19 protein-coding genes are annotated in these 20,904 nt (G+C 65.2%); 9 read left to right on the top strand and 10 right to left on the bottom strand.

Annotated features, from left to right (window positions below):
* Nucleotides 1-132: 132 nt before the first annotated feature.
* Nucleotides 133-954 carry a BON domain-containing protein gene (locus AC1TXO_RS00445; protein WP_486404567.1) on the bottom strand — a complete coding sequence of 274 codons (822 nt, stop codon included), beginning with the start codon at nucleotides 952-954 and terminating at the stop codon, nucleotides 133-135.
* Nucleotides 955-1,165: 211 nt separating this feature from the next.
* On the opposite strand from AC1TXO_RS00445, the gene algB reads away from it, so the two are divergent.
* Together algB and AC1TXO_RS00435 are read left to right on the top strand one after the other, a co-directional pair.
* On the top strand, nucleotides 1,166-2,512 hold the full coding sequence (gene algB / locus AC1TXO_RS00440) for a sigma-54-dependent response regulator transcription factor AlgB (RefSeq protein WP_486404566.1): 1,347 nt from the start codon (nucleotides 1,166-1,168) through the stop codon (nucleotides 2,510-2,512).
* Nucleotides 2,509-4,287 carry a KinB sensor domain-containing domain gene (locus AC1TXO_RS00435; RefSeq protein ID WP_486404565.1) on the top strand — a complete coding sequence of 593 codons (1,779 nt, stop codon included), beginning with the start codon at nucleotides 2,509-2,511 and terminating at the stop codon, nucleotides 4,285-4,287. Before algB ends, AC1TXO_RS00435 begins: the two co-directional genes overlap by 4 nt.
* Nucleotides 4,288-4,324: 37 nt before the next feature.
* Here the strand turns inward: AC1TXO_RS00435 and AC1TXO_RS00430 are convergent, their stop codons facing one another.
* The 7 genes from AC1TXO_RS00430 to AC1TXO_RS00400 form a co-directional block, all read right to left on the bottom strand.
* The gene (locus AC1TXO_RS00430; protein ID WP_486404564.1) at nucleotides 4,325-5,950 is read right to left on the bottom strand and encodes an EAL domain-containing protein; all 1,626 of its coding nucleotides are present in this window, start codon (nucleotides 5,948-5,950) and stop codon (nucleotides 4,325-4,327) included.
* A gap of 75 nt (nucleotides 5,951-6,025) precedes the next feature.
* A complete protein-coding gene (locus tag AC1TXO_RS00425; RefSeq protein ID WP_486404563.1) occupies nucleotides 6,026-6,802 on the bottom strand; it encodes an N-acetylmuramoyl-L-alanine amidase in 777 nt (258 codons plus the stop codon).
* 103 nt (nucleotides 6,803-6,905) lie between these two features.
* Entirely contained in the window at nucleotides 6,906-8,987 is a 2,082-nt protein-coding gene (locus AC1TXO_RS00420; RefSeq protein ID WP_486404562.1) for a GGDEF domain-containing protein, read from the bottom strand.
* Nucleotides 8,988-9,066: 79 nt separating this feature from the next.
* A complete protein-coding gene (locus AC1TXO_RS00415; protein ID WP_486404561.1) occupies nucleotides 9,067-9,921 on the bottom strand; it encodes an endonuclease/exonuclease/phosphatase family protein in 855 nt (284 codons plus the stop codon).
* Nucleotides 9,922-9,932: 11 nt separating this feature from the next.
* Nucleotides 9,933-10,565 (bottom strand): thiol:disulfide interchange protein DsbA, encoded by a 633-nt coding sequence (dsbA, locus tag AC1TXO_RS00410; RefSeq protein ID WP_486404560.1) that lies wholly within the window; start codon nucleotides 10,563-10,565, stop codon nucleotides 9,933-9,935.
* 167 nt (nucleotides 10,566-10,732) lie between these two features.
* A complete protein-coding gene (locus tag AC1TXO_RS00405) occupies nucleotides 10,733-11,350 on the bottom strand; it encodes a c-type cytochrome (RefSeq protein ID WP_486404559.1) in 618 nt (205 codons plus the stop codon).
* A 31-nt stretch (nucleotides 11,351-11,381) separates the two neighbouring features.
* Nucleotides 11,382-11,684 (bottom strand): c-type cytochrome, encoded by a 303-nt coding sequence (locus AC1TXO_RS00400; protein WP_486404558.1) that lies wholly within the window; start codon nucleotides 11,682-11,684, stop codon nucleotides 11,382-11,384.
* Nucleotides 11,685-11,865: 181 nt separating this feature from the next.
* Here AC1TXO_RS00400 and yihA point away from each other — a divergent pair, with 181 nt between their 5' ends.
* A complete protein-coding gene (gene yihA / locus AC1TXO_RS00395; RefSeq protein WP_486404557.1) occupies nucleotides 11,866-12,498 on the top strand; it encodes a ribosome biogenesis GTP-binding protein YihA/YsxC in 633 nt (210 codons plus the stop codon).
* A 345-nt stretch (nucleotides 12,499-12,843) separates the two neighbouring features.
* On the opposite strand, the gene polA is transcribed toward yihA, so the two are convergent.
* The gene (gene polA, locus AC1TXO_RS00390) at nucleotides 12,844-15,591 is read right to left on the bottom strand and encodes a DNA polymerase I (protein ID WP_486404556.1); all 2,748 of its coding nucleotides are present in this window, start codon (nucleotides 15,589-15,591) and stop codon (nucleotides 12,844-12,846) included.
* A gap of 75 nt (nucleotides 15,592-15,666) precedes the next feature.
* Here polA and AC1TXO_RS00385 point away from each other — a divergent pair, with 75 nt between their 5' ends.
* Nucleotides 15,667-15,954: a DUF2782 domain-containing protein gene (locus tag AC1TXO_RS00385; RefSeq protein ID WP_063542000.1), complete on the top strand. Its 288-nt coding sequence runs from the start codon at nucleotides 15,667-15,669 to the stop codon at nucleotides 15,952-15,954.
* A 72-nt stretch (nucleotides 15,955-16,026) separates the two neighbouring features.
* Nucleotides 16,027-16,977 carry a homoserine kinase gene (locus tag AC1TXO_RS00380; protein ID WP_486404555.1) on the top strand — a complete coding sequence of 317 codons (951 nt, stop codon included), beginning with the start codon at nucleotides 16,027-16,029 and terminating at the stop codon, nucleotides 16,975-16,977.
* Between the two features lie 33 nt (nucleotides 16,978-17,010).
* Here AC1TXO_RS00380 and AC1TXO_RS00375 read toward each other — a convergent pair whose 3' ends face one another.
* Nucleotides 17,011-17,964, bottom strand: coding sequence for a zinc ABC transporter substrate-binding protein (locus AC1TXO_RS00375; protein WP_486404554.1), 954 nt, complete (start codon nucleotides 17,962-17,964; stop codon nucleotides 17,011-17,013).
* Between the two features lie 18 nt (nucleotides 17,965-17,982).
* On the opposite strand from AC1TXO_RS00375, the gene zur reads away from it, so the two are divergent.
* From zur to AC1TXO_RS00355, 4 genes are all read left to right on the top strand, one after another.
* Nucleotides 17,983-18,468 (top strand): zinc uptake transcriptional repressor Zur, encoded by a 486-nt coding sequence (gene zur / locus AC1TXO_RS00370; protein WP_486404553.1) that lies wholly within the window; start codon nucleotides 17,983-17,985, stop codon nucleotides 18,466-18,468.
* The gene (znuC, locus tag AC1TXO_RS00365) at nucleotides 18,465-19,238 is read left to right on the top strand and encodes a zinc ABC transporter ATP-binding protein ZnuC (RefSeq protein WP_486404552.1); all 774 of its coding nucleotides are present in this window, start codon (nucleotides 18,465-18,467) and stop codon (nucleotides 19,236-19,238) included. The genes zur and znuC overlap by 4 nt, the downstream gene beginning before the upstream one ends.
* The gene (gene znuB / locus AC1TXO_RS00360; protein WP_486404551.1) at nucleotides 19,231-20,013 is read left to right on the top strand and encodes a zinc ABC transporter permease subunit ZnuB; all 783 of its coding nucleotides are present in this window, start codon (nucleotides 19,231-19,233) and stop codon (nucleotides 20,011-20,013) included. The genes znuC and znuB overlap by 8 nt, the downstream gene beginning before the upstream one ends.
* Before the next feature lie 130 nt (nucleotides 20,014-20,143).
* Nucleotides 20,144-20,851: a PA5502 family lipoprotein gene (locus tag AC1TXO_RS00355; RefSeq protein WP_486404550.1), complete on the top strand. Its 708-nt coding sequence runs from the start codon at nucleotides 20,144-20,146 to the stop codon at nucleotides 20,849-20,851.
* Nucleotides 20,852-20,904: the final 53 nt, after the last annotated feature.

The raw sequence follows: 20,904 nt of genomic DNA, 5'->3' as shown, positions 1-20,904 counted from the left end.
TATTGCAGCCTGCATGCCAGCTTTTACGAACGAATAAATTCCTTATAAATCAACAAGTTAAATACAGACCACAAAGAGGACGGGGACGTATCCTGCACGATGCCCTGCTGCAGGCCGTGCGTTTTGCACGATTCAGCCTTCCACCTTGCTCGCCACCTTCAGCAGATCGGCGTCCACCCCGCGTACGCCGAGGATCTGCCCGGCAATCTGCACGGCGATGGTCTTCTGCTCGTTGCTGACCACTTCTCCCGACAGCCGCACCAGACCTTCCTGGCTCGCCACCTTGATGTTCGGGCCGTCCAGGTTGCGGCTGTAACGGAAGCTGCTCTGCACCTTGTCGATGATCCAGGCATCACTGGGCTGCGGCCCTTCGGCAGCGCTGACAGGATTTTCCCGGGCCTGGGCCATGGCAGCGGAATCGAGGCTGATCAGGTTGTTGACCAGGTACACGCCCTCGCTGGTGCGGGCGATGACCCCCGCCAGTTCCTTGGCCTCGACGTTGTCTACCCGGCCACGCATGGTCACCACACCCTCGCGGCTCTCGACTTCGATCGGCGCCTTCTCGGTGACCCGGCTCCACAGCAGGCGCGCGCGGATGATCGCGGTCAGGGTCGCGTCTTCCAGGCGCTGGGCGTAGGCGCGCAGTTCGAGCGGGCGCTCGGCCAACTGCGCATTGACCTGCAGGCGGTTGTCCACCCGCTCGATACCGCGGGTAGCCAGGGCCACCCGCTCGGCCAGGTCGCGCTCCACAGTGTTTTCCACCTCACCGCTGAGGCGGGCCTGCTGCCCTTGCACTTCGACCTGGATGCGGAACGGATTGAGCACCTTGTTCAGCGACACGGCCGTCTGCACGGCGCTCTCGAGCCGCGCGTCCTGCACCGGGTCGGCGAAGGCAGGGCTGATGACCAGCGCCAGGCCGGCAGCCAGCGCGTGGTTACGGGTGAATAAAGGCATGGGCATTCTCCTTTTTCGTCGTAAAGCCAAGGATCCTCGCAACCTGCATGCCAGAACGGTCCAGCGCGAAAATCCAATTTATTTCAATCAGTTAGCCAACAGTTGGGGCAACGGCTAGCATGCATAGGACGGAATACTTCAGAATCGACCATGCAACTTGCCCGATTTTTCCGACACTAACTGAGATCTATCCCAAAGGAGCGCAGGAAAAATGGAATCAGCCCAGGACAACCAAGGCCGCATTCTGCTGGTGGACGACGAGTCCGCGATCCTGCGTACCTTCCGTTACTGCCTCGAAGACGAGGGCTACAGCGTCGCCACGGCCAACAGTGCCGCCCAGGCAGAGACCCTGCTGCAGCGCCAGGTGTTCGATCTGTGCTTCCTCGATCTGCGCCTGGGCGAAGACAACGGCCTCGACGTGCTGGCACAGATGCGTATCCAGGCGCCCTGGATGCGTGTGGTGATCGTCACGGCACACTCGGCGATCGATACTGCGGTGGATGCCATCCAGGCCGGCGCCGCCGACTACCTGGTCAAGCCCTGCAGCCCCGACCAGCTGCGCCTGGCCACGGCCAAGCAGCTGGAAGTACGCCAGCTGTCGGCGCGGCTCGAGGCACTCGAAGGCGAGGTGCGCAAGCCCAAGGACGGCCTGGACTCCCACAGCCCGCAGATGATGGCGGTGCTGGAAACCGCGCGGCAGGTGGCAACCACCGACGCCAACATCCTCATTCTCGGTGAGTCGGGTACCGGCAAGGGCGAACTGGCCCGCGCGATCCATGGCTGGAGCAAGCGCGCACGCAAGGCCTGCGTGACCATCAACTGCCCGTCGCTGAATGCCGAGCTGATGGAAAGCGAACTGTTCGGCCACACCCGCGGGGCCTTCACCGGCGCCAGCGAAAGCACGCTGGGTCGGGTCAGCCAGGCCGACGGCGGTACGCTGTTCCTCGACGAGATCGGGGATTTCCCGCTGACCCTGCAGCCCAAGCTGCTGCGCTTCATTCAGGACAAGGAATACGAGCGCGTTGGCGACCCGGTCACCCGTCGCGCCGATGTGCGCATCCTGGCGGCCACCAACCTCAACCTTGAAGAGATGGTGCGCGAGAGCCGCTTCCGTGAAGACCTGCTGTACCGCCTCAACGTCATCACCTTGCACCTGCCGCCGTTGCGCGAACGCAGCGAGGACATCCTGACCCTGGCCGACCGGTTCCTGGCCCGCTTCGTGAAGGAATACTCCCGCCCGGCGCGCGGCTTCAGCGACGAAGCCCGTGCCGCACTGCTCAACTACCGTTGGCCGGGCAACATCCGCGAACTGCGCAACGTGGTGGAGCGCGCCAGCATCATCTGCCCGCAGGAACGCGTCGAGATCAGCCACCTGGGCATGGGCGAACAGCCCACCGGCAATGCCCCGCGGGTCGGTGCGGCGCTGAGCCTTGACGAGCTGGAGCGCGCCCACATCGGCGCGGTGCTGGCCGCCAGCGACACCCTCGACCAGGCGGCCAAGACCCTGGGCATCGACGCCTCCACCCTGTACCGCAAGCGTAAGCAGTACAACCTGTGAGGTGGCCGATGAAGCTGCGCACACGGCTGTTCCTCAGCATCTCGGCGCTGGTCACGGTGGCCCTGCTGGGCCTGCTGCTGGGGCTGGTCAGCGTGCTGCAGATGGCCGCCGCGCAACAGCGCCTGGTGCGCGACACCAACCACACGCTGGAAGTCGGGCTGAAACTGCGCCAGAACCTGGGTGAGCAGTTGAACCTGATGCTCGACGCAGACACCGACCCGAAGAGCCTGGTGAGCCTGCAGGAAAACTTCCAGACACTGCTGGTCTCCGGCCTCGAGCAGGGTGGTGAACGTACCGGTTTCAGCAAGGCCAGCAGCAATTACCAGGCGTTTCTCCAGGCCTATCGCGACAGCACCTCGCCGTGGCGCAGCATGGGCGTTGACGACCCGCTGGGTGCTGCCTTCAACCAAGTACGCACCGACCTGATCGACTCGCACAAACAGGCGCTGGAGCATATTTCGCGCAGTGAGGAACACGCCCGCGACCACGCCCTGCTGGTCAGCGGCGCGCTGGGGCTGATGGGCCTGGTCGTGGTGGTGCTGGGCTTCATCACCGCGCACAACATCGCCAGGCGCTTCGGACAGCCCATCGAGGCGCTGGCCAAGGCAGCCGACCAGGTCGGGCAGGGCAACTTCGATGTGACGCTGCCGGTCACCCAGGCGATCGAGCTCAACCAGCTGACCCGCCGCTTCGGCCTGATGGCCGATGCGCTGCGCAAGCACCAGGCCACCAACATCGATGAATTGCTGGCCGGCCAGCAACGGCTGCAGGCCGTGCTCGACAGCATCGACGATGGCCTGCTGATGATCGACCGCCAGGGCCGCCTGGAGCACCTCAATCCGGTCGCGCAACGCCAGCTGGGCTGGGATACCTCGCGGCTCGGCAGAAGCCTGGCCGAAACCCTCGGCCGGCCCGAGCTGGAGCAGCAGATTCGTCAGGTGCTGCGCGGCGGCAGCCTGGACCGCCCCCCGGAAGACCTGAGTATCGAGGTCGACGACGAAGCCCGCCTGCTGACCTACAGCCTGACCCCGGTCAGCCATCCCCAAGGCCCGATCCTCGGTGCGGTGATGGTGCTGCACGACGTCACCGAGCAGCGCGCCTTCGAGCGGGTGCGCAGCGAGTTCGTGCTGCGCGCGTCCCACGAGTTGCGCACACCGATCACCGGCATGCACATGGCCTTCGGCCTGCTGCGCGAGCGGGTCAGCTTCCCGCCCGAGGCGCGGGAAAACGACCTGCTCGAAACCATCGGCGAGGAAATGCAGCGCCTGACCCAGCTGATCAACGACCTGCTCAACTTCTCGCGCTACCAGAGCGGCCTGCAGAAGCTGGAACTGGCACCCTGTGCGATCGACGACCTGCTCGAACGGGCACGCGGGCGTTTCGCCGAGGCCGCGCAGGGCAAGCAGATCGAGCTGGTCAGCGAGCTGGAGCAGCCGTTGCCACGCATCCAGGCCGACCTCGCGCAACTCGACCGGGTGCTGGACAACCTGCTGCACAACGCCATCCGCCACACCGCAAGCGGCGGGCATATCCGCCTGCATGCACGGCGCCATGCCGAGCGGGTGATCGTCAGTGTCGAGGACAACGGTGAGGGTATCGCCTACGGCCAGCAGGGGCGGATCTTCGAACCCTTCGTGCAGGTCGGACGCAAGAAGGGCGGTGCCGGCCTGGGCCTGGCGCTGTGCAAGGAAATCGTGCAGCTGCATGGCGGACGCATGGGCGTGTTCTCGCGGCCAGGGCAGGGCACCCAGTTCTACATGGCCCTGCCGGTGTGAGCCCCACCTCTGCAACACTGCACACCCGCAAAGGTGTTCACGGCTCGTCGTCGATCCGCCGGGCGCCCATCCGTCGCCCGCGGGTGATCAGCTCGGCGAACTGACGCGCATTGAGCGGATGGGCGAACAGCCAGCCCTGGCCGTAGTTCACCCCTTCGCTGTTGAGCAGCACTGCCTGGTCTTCGCACTCGATGCCCTCGGCGATCACCCGCAGGTGCAGGTCATGGGCCATGCGGATGATGTGCGGGGCAACGCCGCTGCTGGCGGCGTCGTGCCCCAGGGCATCGATGAACGCCTTGTCGATCTTCAGGCAGTCCACCGGCAAGGTCTGCAGGTAGGCCAGGCTGCAGTAGCCGGTACCGAAATCATCGATCAGCACCTGGTGCCCCACCGACCGCAGCGCCTGCAGGTTGTCGCGTGCCACCACCACGTCGATCAGCCCGCGCTCGGTGACCTCGAAGGCAATCTGCGTGGCCGACACCCGATGATGCGCCAGCAACCGCGCCGCGACCCTGCCGATGCGCGGCACCATCACATCGCAAGCGGCGAGGTTGACCGAGATATAAAGGTGGCGGTTGGCGCGCAGCAACTGGCCCAGTTGCTCCAGCACTCGTTGCAGGACGAAATCGGTGATCTGGCGGATCTGCCCGGTATTCTCGGCCAGGGGAATGAACAGCTCCGGGCTGGTCAGGCTGCCATCGTGCCTTCGCCAGCGCACCAGCGCCTCGGCGCCGACACAGCGGCGGCTGTCGAGCTCGAAGATCGGCTGGTACAGCACCTGGAGTTCGCCCCGGCGCAGTGCCTGCTGCAATTCCGAGCTCATCGAGCGGCGCTGCAGGATCAGTTGCAGCACCAGCCAGCCGATGCAGCAGGCCAGCAGCAGGCTGCCGGGGAACAACAGCCAGAGCATGCCGTCGAGCTTCAACGGCATGCTGGCGCGCGGGGCAATCAGCACCAGCTGGTAGTCCGGCGATCTGGTGGGCATGCGGTAGACCAGGCGATCGCTCAGCTCGACCAGGGCCTTGCTCGAGGGAGGCGGCCAGTCCGCGGTCGGCGGCCACGGCTGGGTCGGCCCGAGTACCGGAATCGCCCGCCGACCACGGTCGAGCACCACCAGCAGGCTGCCGCCGGGAGGAAGGTCAACCACATCGGTGAGATGACCGCGTGAGGTGGACACCAGGAAGTGCCCGCGCCCGAGCATCAGCGCGGCAAGATTGTCGTTCGGCTCGGGGGTGGTATTGAGCCAGTAGCTGTAGGTCGGCCCACGGATATCCGGGGCACGTCCGGGCTGCATGACCTGGTCCCCACCCCGGCTGGAGCAGGCGATGTCGCCGTCGACATAGGCCGCCTCGTAGACGAAGCGGTAGCTCAGCCCCACCTGACGCAACGCAGACAGCATCGATGCATCGCAACCACGCAGCGCCATCGGCTGCGCCTGCAACTGGTCGACGCCCTCGCGCAACTGGCCGAACACCTGCTCCAGGCGTTCGAGAAAGCGCTCGCCACGGGCGTTCATCTGCGCGCTTTCGCTCTGTTTCATCTGCTGCACGGTCACGCCGAAGCTGGCGGCCAGCAGCAGCGCAGCGCTGGCCAGTGCGACCAACGAGGCCAACAGCCAGGGGCGGTAGAAAATTTGGCGCACAGAGGCGATGAGCGATGACATGCGCGGCATCCAGTTGAATACCAAAGGTATAGCAACTGGATCGACAGTTGGCGCGGCGCGATGGGCGGTCCTGCCTCAGCGCATGCCGTTGAGCACCTGCAGCATCGCTGCGGTCTGCGCATCCGGCACACCATCGAAGCGCTGGGGGCGGAAGTGCATCTGGAACGCCGCGATCACGTGCCGCGTGGAGACGTCCAGCTCGCCGGTCTGCTCGACGGCATAACCGAAGCGCGCCAACTGCTGCTGGTACCACAGCGGGCTCGGTGGGTTGGCTTCGAAGTACACCTGCTGGCGCGCGACGGCTGCGGCATTCGGCCAGATGCCCAGGCCTGCGTCGGCCAGGCGCTTCCAGGGGAACATCGGCCCCGGATCGAGCTTGCGCAGCGGTGCGATGTCACTGTGGCCAATGATGTGGCGCGGCGGGATGTTGTTGCGCTTGACGATATCCCTGACCAGGGCGATCACCGCCTGGATCTGCGCCTCGCTGTAGGGGTGCCAGACCCGGCCGGTCGGGGTGTCGGTATAGCCGGGGTTGACGATCTCGATGCCGATCGAACTCGAGTTGAGCCAGGTGCGGCCCAGCCACTGGCTCTCGCCGGCATGCCAGGAACGGCGGCTTTCGTCGACCAGCTGGTAGACCGTCGCATTGCCGTCGCCCACCAGGTAGTGACTGCTGACCTCGCCGTGGGTCAGCAGCGCCAGCGAGCGCTCCAGTGAGGCATTGGTGTAATGCAGGATGACGAACTGGATACGGCTGTCCTGGTTCGCCGAGGTGTGGCTGCGGTCGATGCGCAGGCCGCTGGAGCAGCCAGTGAGTACGATCAGGAGCAGGGCAGTGAATAGCGTTTTCATCACAAGCAGGCACGTCATGTGTCGGTATTAGCGCTACAGTATAACGTGCTCTTCTCAATTACCGAGTCAGGATTTCCGCCGTTCAGCGGCTGCGCCTTCGCATCTAGCCCTGCTCGACACGATTGCGCCCCTGATCCTTGGCGCGATACAGGGCTTCGTCGGCACGCTTGAGTACCTGGTCGCTCCGTTCGCCGGAACGGAAGGCACTGACGCCGATGGACGTGGTGATCACCACGCGTTCGCCCTTGAAGTGGAACGGGCAGGCTTCGATCGCGGCACGCAGTGCCTCGGCCACCTGCAGCGCCGCAGGGGGCGATGTCTGCGGCAGCAGCAGGACGAATTCCTCGCCCCCGAACCGGGCGATGAAATCGCGGCCGCGCAGGCGTTTGCGCAACTGGTCGGCGACGATCTTCAGGACCTTGTCGCCCGCCAGGTGACCATAGCCGTCGTTGATGCGCTTGAAATGATCGAGGTCGAGGATGGCCATGGCCAGGTGCCCGCCGTTCTCCTGCCAGTCGGCAAGTTCACGCTCGACCTGTTCGCTCCACGCCGCCCGGTTGGGCAGGCCGGTCAGGGGGTCGACCAGCGCCTTCTGGCGCTGCTCCTCCAGATGCTCGCGGTAACCAAGCGCTTCCTGCTCCATGCTTGCCACGCGCTCGGCCAGGCCCTGCAGGCGCCCGGCCAGCTCCTGCTCACGGCGGTCACGCTCGTGCTGATGATCATCCATGGTGACCAGCAGGCCTTCGAGACGGTTGTCCAGCAGGTGCTTGAGGCTGTCGATGTCCGCCGCGCCCTGCACGCTGCTCTGCAGGCCGTCGACCTGCTCACGCAACTGGTTGTCCAGGTCACGGGCCGCGCTGCTGTTGTCGGCATGGCCTTCGCTGGCTTCCTGCAGATGGCTCTGGAAGGTCTCCAGGCGCTCGTTGATCTGCTGCAGATAGGCCTCGAACTCGTGCTGGCCGCTGTCGTTGATGGCCAGCATCAGCACGGCGAGGTCGTCCAGCACCGGAATCAGTTCGTACCAGTTCAGCCCGCGTGCCACGCGCTCGCGCATCTCCAGGGCCTGCGCCTTGTGGCGCTCGGGCAGGCTCAGGTCGTCGAGCAGGCCGATCAGGGTTTCCTCGATATGCGCGGCGACCTGGCTGTACGGCGGCTCGACGGCGTCGGGCAGGGCGTAGGGGCCGTCCTCGCCCGGGCCTGCATCTTCTGTGGGCTCCGGGGTAGCGGCTTGATCCGCCGGTGCGCTGTCGCCGGTGGTCTCCGGCTCGGCCGGCTCGGGCTCAGGCTCGACGAGGGTGTCGAGGAGCTCCGACTCACCCACGCGCTCTGGCTCGCCGGGCTCGGCGGCAGGCTCGACCGCTTCGGCAACAGGCGTCACTTGCGCATCTGGCGCGGAGGGCTCGGAAACGGGCTCGACAGGCCCGAGCGGCGCAGGCAAGGGCTGCAGCTCATCGGCTTCAACCACGCTATGCGGGGCTGGAGCTGGAGCTGGAGCTGGAGCTGGAGCTGGAGCTGGAGCTGGAGCTGGAGCTGGAGAGTGTGGCTCGGGGTCACGAGCTGGCAACGCTTCGTTCTTCGGCTCGACAGCCTGGACCTGCGCCGCTGCGCGTGCGGGCGCTGCTGCATGCTCCGGTTCGACGGCCTCGGCCTGCGCCCCATCTTCACGCCCCCCGAACAAGCGCTGCAGAAAGCCCGGCCGCGCCTCGTCGCTCGCCTTGCGCAGCGACGACAGTGCCCGCCCCTGCAAGCCGCTCAGTTCACCGAGCAGCGGCGGCAGCTCACGCGACTGGCTGACGCCGCCGTCGAGCTTCTTGGCCAATTTCTTCAGCGGCCGGGAAACGTCGCCGGGCAACTCCAGCCCCTGCAACTGGGAAACCAGCGAAGTCAGCGCGTCGCTGACCTGGTTCATGCGCGTTTCACGGCGCTGCTCGGAGTCCAGCACGGCCTTTTCCAGCCGTGGGATGAGACCGGCGAGGCCCGCGTCCATGCTGTCGCTGCGGATGACCTCGCGCATTTCCTTCATGCACTGGTCGACGATCTTGTCGCTGCCTTCTGCCGCCAGGGTGCTGCGTACCAGGCCACGGCGCAGCAAGTCGAGGCGTGCTTCCCAGCGCCGCTCGAGCTTTTCCTGCCGTTCGATGCTTTTTAGATACTTTTCTTTCCAGCGCTCGGCTTCGTCGGTCATGCCTGGATCCGCAACGGTAATGGCATCAGAGAGTAGGTGAATACTGGATTTCGGCGCGAAGCGCGAACTCTTGAGTGTGTCAGCGCACGACCGGCAGGGTATCTGCGGTCAGGGCATCCGGCAATCGGATCTCGACGGCGACGGGCAGGTGATCGGAAATCGGCTGCGACAGCACCTCGACCCGTTCCAGAGTAAGGCTGGAACTGAGCAGGATGTGGTCCAGGCAGCGTTGCGGACGCCAACTGGGGAAGGTCGCCTCGACCTGTGGCGCGATCAGGCCGAGGTCGCGCAGGGGCGAGCGCTCGAGCAGGTCATTGGCGTGGGTGTTCATGTCGCCCATGAGGATCTGATGGCGATAGCCGCCGATCAGCTCACGGATATACCCCAGTTGCAGGGCGCGGGTCTTGGCACCCAGGGCCAGGTGCATCATCACCACGATCAACGCATCCTCGCCTTCGCCGAAGCGCACCAGGATCGCCCCGCGACCAGCCGGGCCGGGCAGGGGGTGGTCTTCCAGATGCTGGGGCTTGAGCCGGCTGAGGACGCCGTTGCTGTGCTGGGCGAAACGCCCGAGGTTGCGGTTGAGCTGCTGGTACCAGTAGGGGAAGGCGCCCAGCTGGGCGAGGTGCTCGACCTGGTTGACGTAACCCGAGCGCAGGCTGCCGCCATCGGCTTCCTGCAGGGCAACCAGGTCGAAGTCACCGAGCAGGTCGCCGATCTTCTGCAGGTTGCCGGCCCGCCCGGTATGCGGCAGCAGGTGCTGCCAGCTGCGGGTCAGGTAGTGACGATAGCGCTCGGTGCTGATGCCAACCTGGATATTGAAGCTGAGCAGCCGCAGGCGACCATCTTCCGGCAGGCCTGGGGCCTGCAGGTGATGCTCGTTGACCCGCGGCTGGTGCAGGCCAACACTTCGCGTATTACGCAAGCGGGCCATGGCTACGCCGCCTACTTGGCGGCACGCTCCTTGGCAATCAGTTGGTCGGCGACGTCCAGCACGCCTTCCGGTCCGCCAGCAGTGCCCAGGTCGAAGCGGTACTTGCCGTTGACCACCATGCTCGGTACGCCGGTGATTTCGTACTTCTTCGCCAGTTCCTTGGCCTGGTTGACCTGGCCCTTGATGGCGAACGAGTTGAAGGTGGCGAGGAACTTGTCCTTGTCCACGCCCTGGGTGGCGAGGAAGTCGGCCATGTCGTTCGGGTCGGTCAGGCGCTTGCGCTGGTTCTGGATGGCGTCGAAGACGGCAGCGTGGACCTTGTGCTCGACGCCCATGGCTTCGAGGGTCAGGAACATCTGGCCGTGGGCATCCCATGGGCCGCCGAACATGGCTGGAATACGCTTGAAGTTGACATCAGCCGGGAGCTTTTCAGCCCAGGGGTTGATGGTCGGTTCGAAGTGATAGCAGTGCGGGCAGCCGTACCAGAACAGCTCGACGACTTCGATCTTGCCGGGCACCGAGACCGGAACCGGGTTGCTCAGCTCGATATATTCCTTGCCGGCCACAGGCTCTGCAGCCTGTACCGCGGCCATACCGAATACGCTGGCGGCGACCAGCGCAGCGCTGAGAATCAGTTTACGCATGCTTTACTCCTGAGCAGTCAGTGGTCGCCTCGACACGACCTATGCTGTGACAGGTCATGAAGGGCTCGAGTTCTGTAGTGTAACGGCTGGGGCCAGAAAAAAGGGCGGCCAGGGCCACCCTTTTCATGTTTAGCGATATTGCATTAACCGAGTGTTAACGCCAGACCTCAGTGCAACCCCTGGATATAGCTGGCCAGCGCCTCGATATCCTTGTTGCTCAACTTGCCGGCAATGGTGCGCATGGTCATGGCATCGCCATCGTTGGTGCGGTTGCCTTCGCGGAAGTCGGTGAGCTGCTTGGTGACGTACTGCGAGTGCTGCCCGCTGAGGTGCGGGAAACCTGCCAGGGCGATGCCCGCGCCATTGGGCGAGTGGCAGCCGGTGCAGGCGGGCATGCCCTTGTCCAGGTCGCCGCCGTTGAACAACGCGCGACCGCGCTCCACCAGCTTGGGATCCGCCGCACCGACGCTGCCTTTCTGGCTGGCGAAGTAGGCGGCGATGTCGGCCAGGTCCTGGTCGTTGAAGGGCTCGAGCATGCCGGTCATCTCCAGCACGGTACGCTTGCCCGACTTGATATCGTGCAATTGCTTTTCGAGGTAGCGCTGGCCCTGGCCGGCCAGTTTCGGGAAGTTCGGCGCCAGGCTGTTGCCATCGGGGTTATGGCAGGCACCACAGACCGCAGTCTTCGCCTGGCCGGCAGCGGCATCGCCTTTGATGGGGTCGGCAGCAGTGGCCGCACCTGCGACACCCATGGTCAACAGCAGACTCACGAATAGTTTGTTCATCAGCTAATCCAACACGGCTAAGGGTGAAATGTTATGTATCGGGACTGCCGCTCATCCAAAGGATGACCAACCGGTAGTCCTCGGCACTGCAGTCCATGCACAATCCACGCGGCGGCATAGCCTTGAAACCCTGGGTAACATGCGCCACCAGCACATCCACGCCTCGCGCCAGCCTGGGCTCCCAAGCGGCCGCATCGCCCTTCCTGGGGGCCTGTGGCAGCTGTCCGGCGTGACAGGCCGCACACGTGCGGTTGTACAACGCCTCGGGATCCTGTGTAGCCTGTGCGCTGAAAAACGGCAGGAACATACCGACCGCCAGCAGCCATTTCGCCATGCGGAACGACCTGACAGGGTTGGGGGCCGCGCTGCGTTCTGATGCGCGAGCTAGTGATCGACACCCCATGCCCGTTCTCCTTCGCTGGGAGAATGAGCACACAAAAACTGGGGCATTATATACTTCCGCCCTCCAAACGGAAACGCGGCCTGGATCAGGCAACACCCACATCGGATATCCCATGCAAGTCAAGAACCCCATCCTCGGCCTCTGCCAGAAAGCCAAATTCGCCCTCAGCGCTGCCAAGGTCGAACAATGCCCGGAAGACCAGGGCTACGAGGTGGCTTTCGCCGGCCGTTCCAACGCCGGTAAATCCAGCGCCCTCAATACCCTGACCCATGCCAGCCTGGCGCGAACCTCCAAGACCCCGGGGCGCACCCAGCTGTTGAATTTCTTCAGTCTGGACGATGAACGGCGTTTGGTCGACCTGCCGGGTTACGGTTATGCGAAAGTGCCGATCCCGCTCAAGCAGCACTGGCAGAAGCACCTGGAAGCCTACCTGGGCGGGCGCGAGTGCCTGCGCGGGGTGATCCTGCTGATGGACGTGCGCCACCCCATGACCGACTTCGACAAGATGATGCTCGACTGGGCCAAGGCCAGTGGCATGCCCATGCACATCCTGCTGACCAAGGCCGACAAGCTCACCCACGGCGCGGGCAAGAACACCCTGCTCAAGGTGCAGTCGGAAATTCGCAAGGGCTGGGGCGAGGCGGCGTCCATCCAGCTGTTCTCGGCGCCCAAGCGCCTCGGTCTGGAAGAAGCCTACCGGGTGCTGGCGGACTGGATGGAGCTGGAAGACAAGCCGGTGGCCTGAAGCCTGCCGGCAACCTGCGGGGGCGGGCAAGCCCGCGCCTGCAGGCCTTGGGCAAATTCCGGGCAAAAAAAACCCCGGACTTCATATGGGGAGGGGGAAGTTCGGGGTCCAAGTCCGGACCGCTAGGGCGGGGTCCAGATATCTGCCAACACTTAACACAACATAGGAGCATCGAAAGGCTTCACCAGCCATTCAGTTACTCTGAGTTCCGCTTCACCGGTTTAGTTCCGAAGCCTTGAAAACTATTTGCGATAGTTTCATGAATCTTCAGAACCGGGGGCGAGGAGCCTACCCTGCGGATCTGCGACACCACGCCACAGATCCTACTCCTCTTCGCCAGACCGTTTAGTGAGCTTCGTCCCAATTCGAACCGACGCCGACTTCGACCAGCAGCGGCACATCGAGCTGCGCGGCGTTGCTCATGTAGGGGCGAATGTCGGCCTTCACCTGCTCGACCAGGTCTTCACGCACCTCAAGCACCAGTTCATCGTGCACCTGCAGGATCACCCGGGCATCCAGACCACTGTCGTTCAGCCAGTTGTCTACCGCGACCATGGCGCGTTTGACGATATCGGCCGCCGTGCCCTGCATCGGCGCGTTGATCGCGGTGCGCTCGGCGCCCTTGCGCAAGGCCGGGTTCTTGGCGTTGATGTCCGGCAGGTACAGGCGCCGGCCGAACAGGGTCTCGACGAAGCCCTGCTCGGCGGCCTGGGTGCGGGTGCGCTCCATGTAGGCCAGCACGCCAGGGTAGCGGGCGAAGTAGCGGTCGATGTAGTCCTGCGACTGCTTGCGGTCGACGCCGATCTGCTTGGCCAGGCCAAAGGCGCTCATGCCGTAGATCAGGCCGAAGTTGATGGCCTTGGCGCTGCGCCGCTGGTCGTTGGTGACCGCCTCCAGGGCCACGCCGAACACCTCCGCGGCCGTCGCCCGGTGCACGTCGAGGTCGTTGCGGAAGGCATGCAGCAAGCCTTCGTCCTTGGCCAGATGGGCCATGATGCGCAGTTCGATCTGCGAGTAGTCCGCGGCCAGCAGCTTGTAGCCGGGGCTGGCGACGAAGGCCTGGCGGATGCGGCGGCCCTCGGGGGTGCGGACCGGGATGTTCTGCAGGTTCGGATCGCTGGACGACAGGCGCCCGGTGGCGGCCACGGCCTGCTGGTAGGAGGTGTGGATGCGCCCGGTGCGCGGGTTGATCTGCTCCGGCAGCTTGTCGGTGTAGGTGCTCTTGAGCTTGCTCAACGAGCGATACTCCATCAGCACCGTCGGCAGCGGGTAGCCTTCGGCGGCCAGGTCGGCGAGCACCGCTTCGGCAGTGGAGGCCTGGCCCTTGGCGGTCTTGCTCAGTACCGGCATGCCCAGCTTGTCATAGAGGATCACGCCCAGCTGCTTGGGCGAGCCGAGGTTGAATTCTTCGCCCGCCAGCTCGAACGCCCGACGCTCGAGCTCGGCCATCTTCACCCCCAGCTCGCCGCTCTGCACCTTGAGCAGCTCGGCATCGACCAGCGCGCCCTGGCGCTCGATCCTCGCCAGCACCGGCACCAACGGCATCTCGATGTCCATCAGCACCGGCAGCACGCTCGGCGTCCTGGCCAGACGTGCCTGCAGCGCCTGGTGCAGGCGCAGGGTGATGTCGGCGTCCTCGGCCGCGTAGGGGCCGGCCTTGTCCAGGTGGATCTGGTTGAAGGTCAGCTGCTTGGCACCCTTGCCGGCGATGTCTTCGAAGGCGATGGTGCTGTGGTCGAGGTATTTCTGCGCCAGGCTGTCCATGTCGTGGCGGGTGGCGGTGGAGTCGAGCACATAGGACTCGAGCATGGTGTCGTAGGCCACGCCGCGCATGTCGATCGACACCGGGGCGTTGGCCAGGATATTGATGTCGTACTTGGCATTCTGCCCGACCTTGGCCTTGGCCGGGTCTTCCAGCAGCGGCTTGAGCGCGCGCAGCACGGAATCGCGGTCCAGTTGCTGCGGAGCGCCTTCATAGTCGTGCGCCAGGGGCACATAGGCCGCCTCGTGGGGCTCGACAGCGAACGACAGGCCCACCAGTTCGGCACGCTGGGCGTCCAGGCTGGTGGTCTCGGTGTCGAAGGCAAACAGCGGCGCCTGGCGCAGTTTCTCCAGCCAGGCGTCGAAACGTGCCTGTTCGAGGATGGTTTCGTACCTGGCCTCGACCTGCGCCGCTGGCTCTTCGACCGCAGCGATGGCGTCACCGACGCGGGCGGCGTCGCGCTGCACGTCGGCGATCCAGCTCTTGAACTCCATCTCGGTGTACAGCGCCAGCAGCGTTTCGCGGTCCGGCTCGCCGCACACCAGGGCATCGACCTCGACATCCAGCTCGACATCGACCTTGATGGTCGCCAGCTCGTACGACAGGAACGCCGCGTCGCGGTGCTCCTGCAACTTGGCCGGCAAGGTCTTGGCGCCACGAATGGCCAGGCCCGGCACCTTGTCGAGGTTCTCGTACAGCTCGCGCAGGCCCCCGCCGATACCGGTCAGCAGGCCGACGGCGGTCTTCTCGCCGACCCCGGGAACACCCGGGATGTTGTCGACCTTGTCGCCCATCAGGGCCAGGAAATCGATGATGTGCTCGGGGCCGACGCCGAACTTCTCGTGCACGCCGGCAACGTCCAGCACGCTGCCGGTCATGGTATTGACCAGGGTGATATGGCCGTCCACCAGCTGTGCCATATCCTTGTCGCCGGTCGAGATGATGACCGGGCGCCCGGCCGCCGCGCTGCTGCGCGCCAGGGTGCCGATCACGTCGTCGGCCTCGACCCCTTCGACACACAGCAGCGGGTAACCCAGGGCCCTGACGCTGGCGTGCAGCGGCTCGACCTGCACGCGCAGGTCGTCGGGCATGCTCGGACGGTTGGCCTTGTACTCGGCGAACATGGCGTCGCGGAAAGTCCCGCCCTTGGCGTCGAAGACCACGGCGAACAGGCTGTCCGGATACTGCTTGCGCAAGCTCTTGAGCATGTTCAGCACGCCCTTGACCGCACCGGTGGGCATGCCCTTGGATGTGGTCAGCGGCGGCAGCGCGTGAAAGGCGCGGTAGAGGTAGGACGAACCGTCCACCAGGACGAGAGGCGCTTGGCTCATGAGGAGAATCAACCTTTTCGACGGGTCCGGAGCTAGAATAGCCGGATCAGTGACGACAAAAGGACTTAGGTTATCATGCGTACACCCATTCGCCTGTTACTGCTCAGCCTGCTGGCCACCATGCCGGTCGTTACGCTGGCGGCGGACGACGCCCCATCGGCAGATCCCGATGTGACCATTCGCACGGAAGGCGACAGAACCATCCAGGAGTACCGCCAGAACGGCTTCCTGTATGCGATCAAGATCACGCCGAAGAACGGCAAGCCTTATTTCCTGGTACGCGCCGATGGCTCCGATGGCAATTTCATTCGATCCGACCAGCCGGACATGCTGATTCCGTCCTGGAAAATCTTCGAATGGTAAGCTTGTAACGCGTATCGTTCTTATCAACCAGGCACTTCCTGCCGGAAGTGCCCGTATGGGCAACTTTTCACCATGTCAGTCTTCACCCCTGTGTCCCGGCCCGAGCTGGAAACCTTTCTGGCGCCGTACGAGCTGGGCCGTCTGCTCGACTTCCAGGGCATTGCCGCCGGAACCGAAAACAGCAATTTCTTCGTCAGCCTGGAAAAAGGGGAATTCGTCCTGACCCTGATCGAACGGGGCCCGGCCGAGGACATGCCGTTCTTCATCGAGCTGCTCGATGTGCTGCATGACGCCGACATGCCGGTGCCCTATGCGGTACGCGACCGCAACGGCAACGGCCTGCGCGAGCTGTGCGGCAAGCCGGCGCTGCTGCAGCCACGGTTGTCGGGCAAGCACGTCAAGGCGCCGAACAACCAGCACTGCGCGCAGGTCGGCGAGCTGCTGGCGCACATTCACCTGGCGACCCGCGAGCGCATCATCGAGCGGCGTACCGACCGAGGCCTGGAGTGGATGCTGGCCGCCGGGGCCGAGCTGCTGCCGCACTTGAGTGCCGAACAGGCACAACTGCTGCAGCCGGCGCTCGACGAAATCACCACGCACAAGGCGCAGATCCTGGCGCTGCCCCGGGCCAACCTGCACGCCGACCTGTTCCGCGACAACGTGATGTTCGAAGGCACCCACCTGACCGGGCTGATCGACTTCTACAACGCCTGCTCGGGGCCGATGCTGTACGACATTGCGATCACCATCAACGACTGGTGCCTGGACGGCGAGGGTGGCATCGACCTGCCGCGTGCCCAGGCGCTGCTGGGGGCGTATGCGGCGCTGCGGCCGTTCACTGCGGCCGAGGCGCAGTTGTGGCAGGTGATGTTGCGCGTCGGTTGCGTGCGCTTCTGGCTGTCGCGCCTGATCGCGGCGCGGGACTTCGCCGGCATGGACGTGACCATCCATGATCCGGGCGAGTTCGAGGTGAGGCTGGTGCAGCGCCAGCAGGTGGCGTTGAAGTTGCCGTTCGCGCTATAAGCGCGGCGGCTCTATCGCGGGGCAAGTCAGCCGCTAGAGATGCTCCAGGCAACCCGCCAGGTCGTTGCCCAGCTTCTCCAGCAAGCGCTCGTAGCCCTTGCCGTCCACCGGATCGGTCCCGCCCAGCGCATCCAGTTCCGCCAAGGTCACCGGCAGCCCGGCCACCAGCGTTTCGGCCAGGCGCGGGCGGATCGGCGGTTCGCTGAACACACAGGTCGCGCCGACTTCCTGCAGGCGCTTGCGCATCGCCGCGACATGCTGCGCACCCGGCTGCACCTCGGCGGCGACGCTGAACACACCGGTGTGACGCAGCCCATACTCGGCCTCGAAGTAATCGAAGGCTTCGTGGAACACGAAGTAGGGCTTGTCGGCGATACCGGCGACGCGCGCCTTGATGCGTTGGTCCAGCGCATCGAGGCGCTCGACGAAGGCCTTCTGGTTGGCCTGATAGCGCGCCGCGTTGGCCGGATCGGCCGCAGCGAGGTCGCTGGCCATCTTCGCCGCGATCACCCGGGCATTGACCGACGACAGCCACAGGTGCGCATCGAGCGAGCCCGGGCGGTGATCGTGGTCGTGATCGTCGTGGTCTTCTTCATGCGAGTGGCTGTCCTCGCCGAAGCGACGCAGCTTCATGCCCGGCAGCGCCTGCACGGCGACGGTCGGCTTGCTCCGGCTGCCCAGCACCCGCGGCAGGAAACTCTCCATGTCCGGCCCGATCCAGTACAGCAGGTCGGCATCGCCCACCTTCCGTACGTCGGACGGACGCAGCGCGTAGTTGTGCGGCGAGGCGCCGGGCGGCAGCAGCACGTCGGGGCTGCCGACGCCGTCCTGGACGGCGGCGGCGATCTGCTGCAGGGGCTTGATGCTGGTCAGCACGCGCACGTCGGCCTGGGCCGAAAAGGCGATGAAAGCGACAAAAAGGGCAAGGAATCGGGACACGGTGAATACTCGACTCGTCAGAAACAGGTAACATAATAACGTCTCCATCGATAACCGTCGCCGCCCATGTCAATCACGCCGCTGGCTCACCGTCCCCACGATCATTCCCACTGCGTCCACAGCGCCCTGGCCGAAGCCGACACCCTGTGCGCCCGCCAGGGCCTGCGCCTGACCGCGCTGCGCCGCCGCGTGCTGGAGCTGGTGTGGCAGAGCCACAGGCCGCTGGGCGCCTACGACATCCTTGCCGTGCTCAGCGAGCAGGACGGCCGCCGCGCGGCGCCACCGACCGTGTACCGCGCCCTGGACTTCCTGCTGGAAAACGGCCTGGTGCACCGTATCGCCTCGCTCAACGCCTTCATCGGTTGCAGCCACCCCGAGCACAAGCACCAGGGCCAGTTCCTGATCTGCCGCGAATGCCACGTGGCCATCGAGCTGGAACAGGACAGCATCAGCAGCGCCATCGTCGCCAGCGCCAAGGCCGTGGGCTTTGCCGTCGAGTCGCAGACCGTCGAAGTGGTCGGCCTGTGCGGCAACTGCCGAGGCGCCGCATGAGCGATGCGCTGATCCGCCTGGAGCAGGTCGGCGTCAGCTTTGGCGGCGAGGCGGTGCTCGACAGCATCGACCTGGCGGTCGCGCCACGCCAGATCGTCACCCTGATCGGCCCCAACGGCGCCGGCAAGACCACCCTGGTGCGCGCCGTGCTCGGCCTGCTCAAGCCACACAGCGGCAGGGTCTGGCGCAGGCCGCGCCTGCGCATCGGCTACATGCCGCAGAAGATCCAGGTCGACGCCACCTTGCCGCTGTCGGTGCTGCGCTTCCTGCGCCTGGTACCGGGCGTGGACCGCGCCGCGGCGCTGGCGGCCTTGCAGGAGGTGGGGGCCGAGCAGGTGATCGACAGCCCGATCCAGACCGTCTCCGGCGGAGAGATGCAGCGCGTGCTGCTGGCCCGCGCACTGCTGCGCAAGCCGGAGCTGCTGGTGCTCGACGAGCCGGTGCAGGGCGTCGACGTGGTCGGCCAGACCGAGCTGTACAACCTGATCACCCGCCTGCGCGACCGCTACGGCTGCGGTGTGCTGATGGTCTCCCACGACCTGCACCTGGTGATGAGCGCCACCGATCAGGTGGTCTGCCTGAACCGCCACGTGTGCTGCTCCGGCCATCCCGAGCAGGTCAGCAACGACCCGGCGTTCGTCGAGCTGTTCGGCCAGAACGCCCCGAGCCTTGCGGTCTATCACCACCATCACGATCACAGCCACGACCTGCACGGCGCCGTGATCGCCCCCGGCGCCCATGTCCACGGAGAGCACTGCAAGCATGGCTGATTTTCTTCTCTACGCCTTGCTTGCCGGTCTTTCCCTGGCGCTGGTAGCCGGCCCGCTGGGCTCCTTCGTGGTCTGGCGGCGCATGGCCTATTTCGGCGACACGCTGTCGCACGCCGCACTGCTGGGCGTGGCCCTGGGCTTCGTGCTGGACGTCAGCCCGACGCTGGCGGTAACGGTCGGCTGCCTGCTGCTGGCGATCCTGCTGGTGACCCTGCAGCAGCGCCAGCCGCTGGCCTCCGACACCCTGCTCGGCATCCTCGCACCCAGCACCCTGTCGCTGGGGCTGGTGGTGCTGAGCTTCATGCACGACGTGCGCATCGACCTGATGGCCTACCTGTTCGGCGACCTGCTGGCGATCAGCACCACCGATCTTGCGTGGATCCTTGGCGGCAGTGTCCTGGTGCTGGCGTTGCTGGCGGTGCTCTGGCGCCCGCTGCTGGCGATCACCGTGCACGAAGAGCTGGCGATGGTCGAAGGCCTGCCGGTGGCAGCCCTGCGCCTGGCCTTGATGCTGCTGATCGCAGTGGTCATCGCGGTGGCGATGAAGATCGTCGGCGTGCTGCTGATCACTTCGCTGCTGATCATTCCGGCCGCCGCGGCACAACGTCACGCCCGGTCGCCCGAGCAGATGGCCCTGGGCGCCAGCCTGCTGGGTGTCGCAGCCGTTTGCGGCGGGCTGGCGATGTCCTGGTTCAAGGACACGCCTGCCGGTCCATCGATCGTGGTCTGCGCTGCAGTGCTATTCTTGCTTAGCCTGGCATTGCCCAAACGCTGACATTTTTCAGGGTGCTGTCTGACGCACCCTGCAACCTTTTCACCCGTAAAGGGTCTGTAAGACTTGTTTTCGAGCGTGCGCACCTGGGTGTAGACTTGCTCGCTTTTTGCGCAAATAGAGAGTCGCAGGAATGAAGCCGTTCGCCTCCCGTTATCTGCTTGTTGCCGCGTTTTCCCTGTTCCTGGCCGCCTGTTCCAGCGCCCCGGTCGAGCAGCCGGTCGCGCCTGTGCAGCCTGACGCCTGGCAGCAATTGCAGCAGAGCATCGCCAGCAATGAGCTGGCCACCGCCGAAGACCAGCTCGCCAGCCTGCAGGCCCAGTCGCCGAGCGATGCACGCGTGGAGCAATACCAGCGCCAGCTCGCCGAAGCCTACCTGCAACGCAGCCAGATCGTCCTGCAGAAGGGTGATGTCAACGCTGCAGCCACCGCACTGGCCCGGGCCCGCGCCCTCATGCCCCAGGCACCGGCGCTGACCGGTGGCGATGCCGTGGCCCAGGCGCGCCAGGCCGAGCTGGACAAGGCCGAGGCGGCGCTCAAGGCGGCCGAGTCGAAACCCAAGGCACGGGTCATCGATCCATCGGCACCGAGCACGGTCATCGCGCTGAAAACCACGGATATTGCCGCCATGCGCCGGCAACTCGATGACATCGCTGCCGATGTGGTGAGTTATCAGTGCGAAGTGGTGTTCCAGGTGCCGCGCACCCAGGATGCACCGTGGCTCAAGACCCTGCTGCACAAGCGGGTTAAACGCCTCGATGCTGATTTCGCGCTCCGCCAGAAACACGAGATCCAGCGGGCCTTGCCGGCGCAGGTGGTGCTGGTACCGCATCAACGCTGAGTCGGCGTCGACACTTCGCGGGTGAACCCGCTCCCACATAACCTGTGGGAGCG

The organism is Pseudomonas sp. FA117, assembly GCF_057370475.1.
This window is presented reverse-complemented; position numbering and strand designations above follow the sequence as displayed.

Bases quoted from the DNA above. Each gene is read 5' to 3' on its own strand.
- AC1TXO_RS00445 (WP_486404567.1), bottom strand. From the start codon at position 954: ATGCCTTTATTCACCCGTAACCACGCGCTGGCTGCCGGCCTGGCGCTG.
- polA (WP_486404556.1), bottom strand. From the start codon at position 15,591: ATGAGCCAAGCGCCTCTCGTCCTGGTGGACGGTTCGTCCTACCTCTAC.
- AC1TXO_RS00385 (WP_063542000.1), top strand. From the start codon at position 15,667: ATGCGTACACCCATTCGCCTGTTACTGCTCAGCCTGCTGGCCACCATG.
- AC1TXO_RS00380 (WP_486404555.1), top strand. From the start codon at position 16,027: ATGTCAGTCTTCACCCCTGTGTCCCGGCCCGAGCTGGAAACCTTTCTG.
- dsbA (WP_486404560.1), bottom strand. From the start codon at position 10,565: ATGCGTAAACTGATTCTCAGCGCTGCGCTGGTCGCCGCCAGCGTATTC.
- AC1TXO_RS00355 (WP_486404550.1), top strand. From the start codon at position 20,144: ATGAAGCCGTTCGCCTCCCGTTATCTGCTTGTTGCCGCGTTTTCCCTG.
- AC1TXO_RS00400 (WP_486404558.1), bottom strand. From the start codon at position 11,684: ATGGCGAAATGGCTGCTGGCGGTCGGTATGTTCCTGCCGTTTTTCAGC.
- zur (WP_486404553.1), top strand. From the start codon at position 17,983: ATGTCAATCACGCCGCTGGCTCACCGTCCCCACGATCATTCCCACTGC.
- AC1TXO_RS00420 (WP_486404562.1), bottom strand. From the start codon at position 8,987: ATGACCGACGAAGCCGAGCGCTGGAAAGAAAAGTATCTAAAAAGCATC.
- znuB (WP_486404551.1), top strand. From the start codon at position 19,231: ATGGCTGATTTTCTTCTCTACGCCTTGCTTGCCGGTCTTTCCCTGGCG.
- AC1TXO_RS00425 (WP_486404563.1), bottom strand. From the start codon at position 6,802: ATGAAAACGCTATTCACTGCCCTGCTCCTGATCGTACTCACTGGCTGC.
- algB (WP_486404566.1), top strand. From the start codon at position 1,166: ATGGAATCAGCCCAGGACAACCAAGGCCGCATTCTGCTGGTGGACGAC.
- yihA (WP_486404557.1), top strand. From the start codon at position 11,866: ATGCAAGTCAAGAACCCCATCCTCGGCCTCTGCCAGAAAGCCAAATTC.
- znuC (WP_486404552.1), top strand. From the start codon at position 18,465: ATGAGCGATGCGCTGATCCGCCTGGAGCAGGTCGGCGTCAGCTTTGGC.
- AC1TXO_RS00415 (WP_486404561.1), bottom strand. From the start codon at position 9,921: ATGGCCCGCTTGCGTAATACGCGAAGTGTTGGCCTGCACCAGCCGCGG.
- AC1TXO_RS00405 (WP_486404559.1), bottom strand. From the start codon at position 11,350: ATGAACAAACTATTCGTGAGTCTGCTGTTGACCATGGGTGTCGCAGGT.
- AC1TXO_RS00375 (WP_486404554.1), bottom strand. From the start codon at position 17,964: ATGGAGACGTTATTATGTTACCTGTTTCTGACGAGTCGAGTATTCACC.
- AC1TXO_RS00430 (WP_486404564.1), bottom strand. From the start codon at position 5,950: ATGTCATCGCTCATCGCCTCTGTGCGCCAAATTTTCTACCGCCCCTGG.